Here is a 6,982-nt window from a genome sequence, read left to right on the forward strand (position 1 = left end):
TTGTATAATACAAGTGCTTTTCTTAAAGAAAAATTAAAAGAGGGCTTATATCCCCATAGTTAAAAACTAGGGGCTTTACGCCCAATTGTGGTAAAAAAGATAAAAATAATTAAGGGCTAGAATCAGCCCTTAACTTATCTTTGATCATCTCTAATAATAGTCCATAATCAGCTTTATTCTATGCCTTCCTAACCGAACATTAATCTTGCTACGATTACTGCTGTCACTAATCCAACTGCATCGGCAATCAGTCCAGCTGGTAATGCGTGTCTCGTCTTTTTAATGGCTACTGAACCAAAGTATACAGCTAATACGTAGAAGGTTGTTTCAGTAGACCCCATCATAATAGATGAAATTCTTCCGATTAGGGAGTCTGGACCGTGGGTGGTGATTAGGTCAGACATAATTCCAGTTGCTCCTCCACCTGATAGAGGTCTCATCAATGCCATTGGTAACGTCTCTCCTGGCATACCGATTAGGTTTGTCACTGGGCTAACTGCCTTGACTAGATAATCCATTGCTCCGGATGCTCTAAATACTCCTATTGCCACCAACATTGCCACTAGATAGGGAATAATGGTAACTGCTGTTGTAAAACCTTCCTTAGCTCCATCAGTAAAGGATTCATATACTTTTACTTTTTTAAAGAATCCATAGGCTGGTATTGCCAGTAATATTGCAGGTATTGCATATCTTGATATATCCGTCATGATATCTACAAAAGTCATATTGTTCCCCCCTATTCATTCGCTATTTTTTCGATTTTTTCTGGTCTAATCTGAAAAGCAGGTAGCTTTTGTAATAGCTTTACAGCAATTATGGCAGCAGTTGTTGAAGCTAATGTTGCAATAATAGTTGGTCCTATAATTTCTGTTGCGTTAGCTGACCCTGCCGCTACTCTTATAGCAATTACTGATGCAGGAATCAATGTTACTGAGGAAGTATTGATGGCTAAGAAGGTAACCATCGCATTACTTGCTGTATCCTTGTGGGGATTTAATGTTTGTAGCTCCTTCATTGCCTTCAGTCCCAATGGTGTTGCTGCATTTCCTAATCCAAGGATATTAGCCGCCATGTTCATAATCATTGCCCCCATTGCAGGATGGTCTGCTGGCACGTCTGGGAATAATGGAACCATGATAAACTTAAGGGCCTTAGAGATGGTCTTGATTAGTCCTGATTCCTCTGCAATTCTCATAATTCCTAACCATAAAGCCATAACGCCTATTAGTCCCAAAGAAAGATCTACCCCTAATTTTGCACTATCAATCGCCGCATTTGTAACAGCATCAATATTTCCTGTGATGGCACCTACAATGATTCCTACTGCTAAAAGTAAAAACCAAATTACATTAATCATATCAATTTGCCCTCCCTTTTCTTTTTGTTGTATTACTAATGATGTGGACTCCCCCGCCCCCTTTCATTATTTTTTAATATTGAATGATTTTTTATTGTTGATTAAATGACTAGGTATAGATTCTCTTTCTATGAGGTGTTGGTAGGTTTCCCTCTCCACGATCACTTGGGGCTCACCATCGCTAATGAGGGCCACAGCTGGTCTTGGTAATCTATTATAGTTACTTGCCATTGAGAAATTATAGGCTCCAGTATTTAATACTGCCAAAATATCCCCCGCCTCAATGGTGGGTACTAATAGATCCCATATCAGTATATCTCCTGTCTCACAGCATTTTCCTGCTATCGTAACTACTTTGTCCGCCGCTTCATTAATCTTATTAGCGACTATAGCCTTGTATTTTGCTTGGTATAGGGCTGGCCTAGGATTATCAGGCAAACCTCCATCTACGCTGACATAGGTCCGCACCTCGGGAATTTCCTTAATTGCCCCAAGTGTGTATAGGGTAATTCCTGCTTCCCCTACAATCCATCTGCCTGGCTCGATGATGATGGTTGGAATCTTTAGATTTGCTTCCCTACATCCTATTTCTATGGCTTCCATGATGTAATCAACGAAATAGTGGATTGGCATTGTTTCTTCATTTGTGTAATTGATTCCAAAGCCACCACCTGTATTCAGTTCTTCCGTTACAAAGCCATACTTGATATACAAGGTCTCCATAAGCTTGACAGCAGTTGCTATTGCTTTAGTATAGGATTGCTGGTCAAATAGTTGGGAGCCTACATGAAAATGAAACCCCTTTAGGTCAATATATGATGATTTTGTCACCTGTATTACTGCTGATTCTATAATCTTCTCCTGTAGGGGAATGCCAAACTTTGAGTCTTTTTGTCCTGTTGTAATATAGGAGTGGGTATTACCCTCCACCTCTGGTGTGATTCTAAATAAAATGTTTACTTTTTTCTTCTGAGATGAGCATATATCCTCCAACATCTCCAGTTCAAAAAAGTTATCTACAATAATCCTTCCTACATTATTGGCTACTGCCATTTCCAGCTCTTCGTAGGATTTATTGTTGCCATGGAACATAATTTTCTCCATTGGAAAATCCGCCTGTATTGCAGTGTAGAGTTCTCCCCCCGATACTACATCCAGTCCAAGCCCCTCCCCCTCGATGATTTTGCACATGGCTAGGGTTAAAAAGGCTTTACTGGCATAGGCAGCTTTTGTATTGGGGTATTTCATTAGAAATTCTTCTTTTATTGCCCTACACTTTTCTCGGATTAGATTTTCCGACACTACATATAGGGGTGTCCCATATTGATTAGCAAGTTCTACTGTATCACAATGATCAAAGATGAAATTTTTTTGATGGTGCTGCTTTGTTTGAATTTCCATACCGACATCTCCTCGCAAAAGTAATCATTTCCTACAGGTATGGTTGCAAAAAACGTGCCAATGGAAAATAGAGCTTTTCCAATGATGACTTTGCTGTTTTTTCCGTTTTCACGAACCTATAATGCAAATTACACTTTCAAAACCTGTATTTTTTAACAACTAATATTACTCAAAGGATATTCCGTATTTTCGGAAACATTTCCAAATTACCGAACCACCAGCGAAAATTACAATCCATACTTTTTAATTTTTTCATAAAAACTTGTTTTTCTAATATTCAATGCCTCCATGGTTTTTTGCTTGTCCCCTTCGTAAATCTTTAGCGTCTCTTCAATTGCCTTTTTTTCTGCCTCCATCATCATTTCCTTTAGAGAACGGAGGGTTTCTTTTTCAATGGTTTTTGTCTGGGGTTGGTTTTCCATGGCGAGATGACTGGAATGGATCAAGCTACCCTCTGTCAGGTTGACTGCCCGTTCAAGGATGTTTTCCAATTCCCTTACATTCCCCGGCCAATCATGTTGACAAAGAAGATTTAATGCCTCGATGGAAACTCTTTTTTCCTCAAGCCCCACCCTTTTACATATTTTTTTTAGTGTTGTATCTACGATAGGATAGATATCCTGTATCCGCTGTCGCAAAGGAGGAATCCAGATTGGGAATACGTTGATCCGATAGTATAAATCCTCTCGGAATCTCCCCTGCTCTACTTCCTCTTCCAGATTTTTATTGGTGGCAACAATAATCCTTACATCCACAGTGATACTTTTACTTCCACCCACAGGGAAAAAGGTTTTGTTTTGTAATGCCTGTAGTAGCTTTACTTGAATCAAAGGGGAGATTTCCCCTATTTCATCTAAAAATAGAGTTCCCCCTTGGGCTAATTCAAACATTCCCTTTTTTCCCCCTCTACTGGCGCCAGTAAAGGCTCCTGCTTCATACCCAAAGAGTTCACTCTCCAATAGATTTTCAGGTATTGAACCACAATTTACATGGATGAAGGGGTAATGTTTGGTTCTTCCTGCATCATGGATGGCCTTTGCTAAGAGGGTTTTCCCTGTACCACTTTCCCCCAGTAGGACCACTGTGGAGTTGGTTTTTGAAGCCCGATAGGCTAGTTTTTTTACTTGATTGATTTCTGGACTTTCTCCTAATATTTCTGGAAACAGCGAGATAACATTTTCTTCTTCTCTAAGTTTTCGCTCCACCTCTTCAAGGTGAAGTAGGGCTTCGTCCCTTTCACGAATTATCCTGCGAATTTCTGAAATATCCTCCACCTTCAATACTGCTCCTATTCTCCTGTTATCTAGGTCCACCGGCATCAAACTACATATGGTGGCTCTACCATTGATTTCTCGATATTGATTTTCATAGGAGATTTGTCCCCCTGTAGCCACCTCGTAGAATTCTTGGGTATTGGGGCTATTGCTATGGATTTCAAAGATGTGCCTTCCAATGACATTAAGATCCTCTACGCCCTTTCCCTTGGCTCGGTAGGTATTGCCTAAGAGTAAATTCTTTAAGGACTCTCCACGGGCTGTATATCCCTTTGCTTGATAGAACTTTACTTGGTGACTTTTTTGATCCAATACCACCATATGACCAATGGCTACATTGTACTGCATTTTGAATTCTTGTCCATTTATACTTATACTGATATATTTTTTATTTTGATCCATCATGACATGGATTTTCTCGGTCAAAAAAATGGTCTGTAGGGATAATTCTTCTTTAAATTCCCTAGGTTTTTTATTGACAAAGATAGGGGCTACCGATCGATCCCCCATGACACCAATCCCTACGATAGCATCCCCCAGTTGAATTTCGTTTGAATCTATGCCTATTAGCTGTAGATCCTCTGGAGTCAAACCACCGTCATCTTTTCCAAGGCAGTTGTCACCGAATATAACGATGTCGCCTTCTTTGATTTGTCCTTGTTGATGTCCTTCACCTTGTGGGCTGGTGATTCCAAAGATTTCTTTAGCTTTATGGTTGTAGATTTGGATTTTCCCCGCTGTATCTATATAAATAAAGCCCTCCGTCATCATGTCGGTGAATTGTTTTGTAATTCTTTCATCCTTAAGCATTCCCATCCTCCTCTCTAAAAAAATCTAAGAAAAATCCACTCCTTTGACTTCTTTAAATCCAAGTCCTGGGGAATCGGATAATGTTATTTTATACTCTTCAAAGGTGGCCCCTCCCTCTATTGGGTTCTCTGCACATAGCACTGGGCCATCTAAATCAATCTTGGTGATAATACTTTTGGCGGCGGCTAGATGAACTGCGGCGGTGACACTGAGCTTACTTTCCAGCATACAACCAATCATACACTCTACCCCATATACCTCTGCAATGGAACAAATTTTTAATGCATTATGAATGCCACCTGTCTTCATTAATTTGATATTGATTAAGTCTGCTGCCCTCATCTGGATGATGGTCATGGCATCCTTTGCTGAAAATACACTTTCGTCGGCTAATACTGGAATAGAGACATTGTCGGTGACTAGTTTTAATCCTTCAAAATCGTGGGCTACCACTGGTTGCTCTACAAACTCAATATTAAGACCTGCATCTTCCATTTTTCGTAGGCTGTAGACGGCCTCTTTTGGCTTCCAACCTTGGTTAGCATCTATTCTTAGGTCCACATCATAGCCTATGGCTTCCCTTATTGCCTTCATTCTCTTTATATCCATTTTGGCATCTTTACCTACTTTTATTTTCAAGGTGCGATATCCTAGTTTTACTGCTTCTATACTATCCCTAGCCATTTCTTCTGGGTCATTTACGCTGATGGTGATGTCTGTGATAATTTCTTTTCTATATCCTCCCAATAGCTTGTATAGAGGGGCATTGTAGAGTTGACCATAGAGATCGTGTAGGGCTATGTCTACGGCTGCCTTGGCACTGGTATTTTTAACTAAGGTTTTGTCTAGTCTTATCATCATTTCTTCAAAGTTTTCGATTTCCATTCCGATTAACTGAGGTTTGATATGTTTCTCTATTGCCCATTTGATGGCACCTGTTGTATCTCCTGTGATGACAGCAGTAGGCGGTGCTTCTCCATAACCTACATGTCCTGTATCGGTGATGATCTTAACCACTACATCCTCTACTGCATTAACTGTCCTTAGGGCAGTTTTAAAGGGTTTTTTTAATGGTATAATTAAGTCCCCCATCTGAATATCTACAATCTTCATGATTTATCCCCCTTCCAGAATCTTAGTATTTTATATTGATATGCTAGTTATTTCAGTTTAATTGATAAGGGGAAAATTTACAAGAATTTCAAGATTAAATTCTAAGAAATAGCAAAAGTCCTATTTAGGAGAATTATCTCATAGATAGGACTTTCTTCATATGGGGGCTGTATTTGACGGATACATTCCAATAGATCTACTGTCTATTGTTTTAACTCTATTTAAAAGACATAGTAAACAAGAATATACATGGAATAGAAAAAAGTATTGAAAAAACTATCGTATAAAATAACTTACCACTATTTGCAATATTCAGATAGTATCTCCAAATAACAAATTCTCCAACAGTGAAAATTAGTACTGACAGAACGCGTATCACACTCATGCTTTTTGTACCAATGGTAATAATCTTCTTGCATAGTAGTAACTACAGTCTTGCCTGTATTGATATTTCAACTTATCTAAGTTCATTTGCTGTGAAGGAGTAGCAGCAAAAACTGACCCTCCAGCAAGTGTAACTAGTAAAACAACAATTAGCAAAACAGATATCAATTTACTTCTCATAATTTTTCTCCTTTCATCATATAAGTAGTGTACATTTAATTTTTAATCCCTCTCCCCCACAATAAGGTCTATCATCCATTTAGTTTTGGGGACAATCAATCGATAATAGAATAACCATTCCTAATACCTCGAAAAGTTTACTTGATTAAATATATCATAGTTTAATTTAATATTCTGTCGAAGTTTGTAAGAATTTTTTGTAATTTGCTTGCAAATATTATTAAAATACACCAACGAATAGATGTTATGCTCTTTTGCTACTCTGCGTGTAAAGTGATAAATAGTAAGTGTTCTCTGTTTTATCCATTGTAATTCATCGCAAGTCTAACTGTTAAAAGCCATTAGATTCAAAAAATAGAGTCAATAATCGAGTAGGCTGGAACCTTGCAATTCCAACCCCTCACAGAACCGGACTTGCCCTATTAAGGCATCCGGCTCTTCACTTCACCATTTACATAAC

At 38.7% G+C, this 6,982-nt stretch carries 6 protein-coding genes; all 6 read right to left on the minus strand.

The window, feature by feature from the left end; translation table 11 throughout:
• Nucleotides 1-188: 188 nt before the first annotated feature.
• The gene (locus JOC73_RS14805; RefSeq protein WP_204404637.1) at nucleotides 189-728 is read right to left on the minus strand and encodes a spore maturation protein; all 540 of its coding nucleotides are present in this window, start codon (nucleotides 726-728) and stop codon (nucleotides 189-191) included.
• 11 nt (nucleotides 729-739) lie between these two features.
• Nucleotides 740-1,360, minus strand: a complete 621-nt coding sequence (locus tag JOC73_RS14810) for a nucleoside recognition domain-containing protein (protein WP_204404639.1) — start codon at nucleotides 1,358-1,360, stop codon at nucleotides 740-742.
• Nucleotides 1,361-1,426: 66 nt separating this feature from the next.
• Nucleotides 1,427-2,761, minus strand: a complete 1,335-nt coding sequence (gene lysA, locus JOC73_RS14815; RefSeq protein WP_204404641.1) for a diaminopimelate decarboxylase — start codon at nucleotides 2,759-2,761, stop codon at nucleotides 1,427-1,429.
• Nucleotides 2,762-2,988: 227 nt separating this feature from the next.
• Complete coding sequence (locus JOC73_RS14820; RefSeq protein WP_204404643.1) at nucleotides 2,989-4,845, minus strand: sigma-54 interaction domain-containing protein; 1,857 nt, start codon at nucleotides 4,843-4,845, stop codon at nucleotides 2,989-2,991.
• Nucleotides 4,846-4,869: 24 nt separating this feature from the next.
• Nucleotides 4,870-5,958, minus strand: coding sequence for a dipeptide epimerase (locus tag JOC73_RS14825; RefSeq protein ID WP_204404645.1), 1,089 nt, complete (start codon nucleotides 5,956-5,958; stop codon nucleotides 4,870-4,872).
• Nucleotides 5,959-6,339: 381 nt separating this feature from the next.
• Nucleotides 6,340-6,522, minus strand: coding sequence for a hypothetical protein (locus JOC73_RS14830; protein WP_204404647.1), 183 nt, complete (start codon nucleotides 6,520-6,522; stop codon nucleotides 6,340-6,342).
• Nucleotides 6,523-6,982 lie beyond the last annotated feature (460 nt).

It is taken from the genome of Alkaliphilus hydrothermalis (assembly GCF_016908555.1).
Lineage (GTDB): Bacteria > Bacillota > Clostridia > Peptostreptococcales > Natronincolaceae > Alkaliphilus > Alkaliphilus hydrothermalis.

What these genes read in the sequence shown, in the direction of transcription:
- JOC73_RS14805 (WP_204404637.1), bottom strand. Translation starts at nt 728, where the DNA reads ATGACTTTTGTAGATATCATGACGGATATATCAAGATATGCAATACCT.
- JOC73_RS14810 (WP_204404639.1), bottom strand. Translation starts at nt 1,360, where the DNA reads ATGATTAATGTAATTTGGTTTTTACTTTTAGCAGTAGGAATCATTGTA.
- lysA (WP_204404641.1), bottom strand. Translation starts at nt 2,761, where the DNA reads ATGGAAATTCAAACAAAGCAGCACCATCAAAAAAATTTCATCTTTGAT.
- JOC73_RS14820 (WP_204404643.1), bottom strand. Translation starts at nt 4,845, where the DNA reads ATGCTTAAGGATGAAAGAATTACAAAACAATTCACCGACATGATGACG.
- JOC73_RS14825 (WP_204404645.1), bottom strand. Translation starts at nt 5,958, where the DNA reads ATGAAGATTGTAGATATTCAGATGGGGGACTTAATTATACCATTAAAA.
- JOC73_RS14830 (WP_204404647.1), bottom strand. Translation starts at nt 6,522, where the DNA reads ATGAGAAGTAAATTGATATCTGTTTTGCTAATTGTTGTTTTACTAGTT.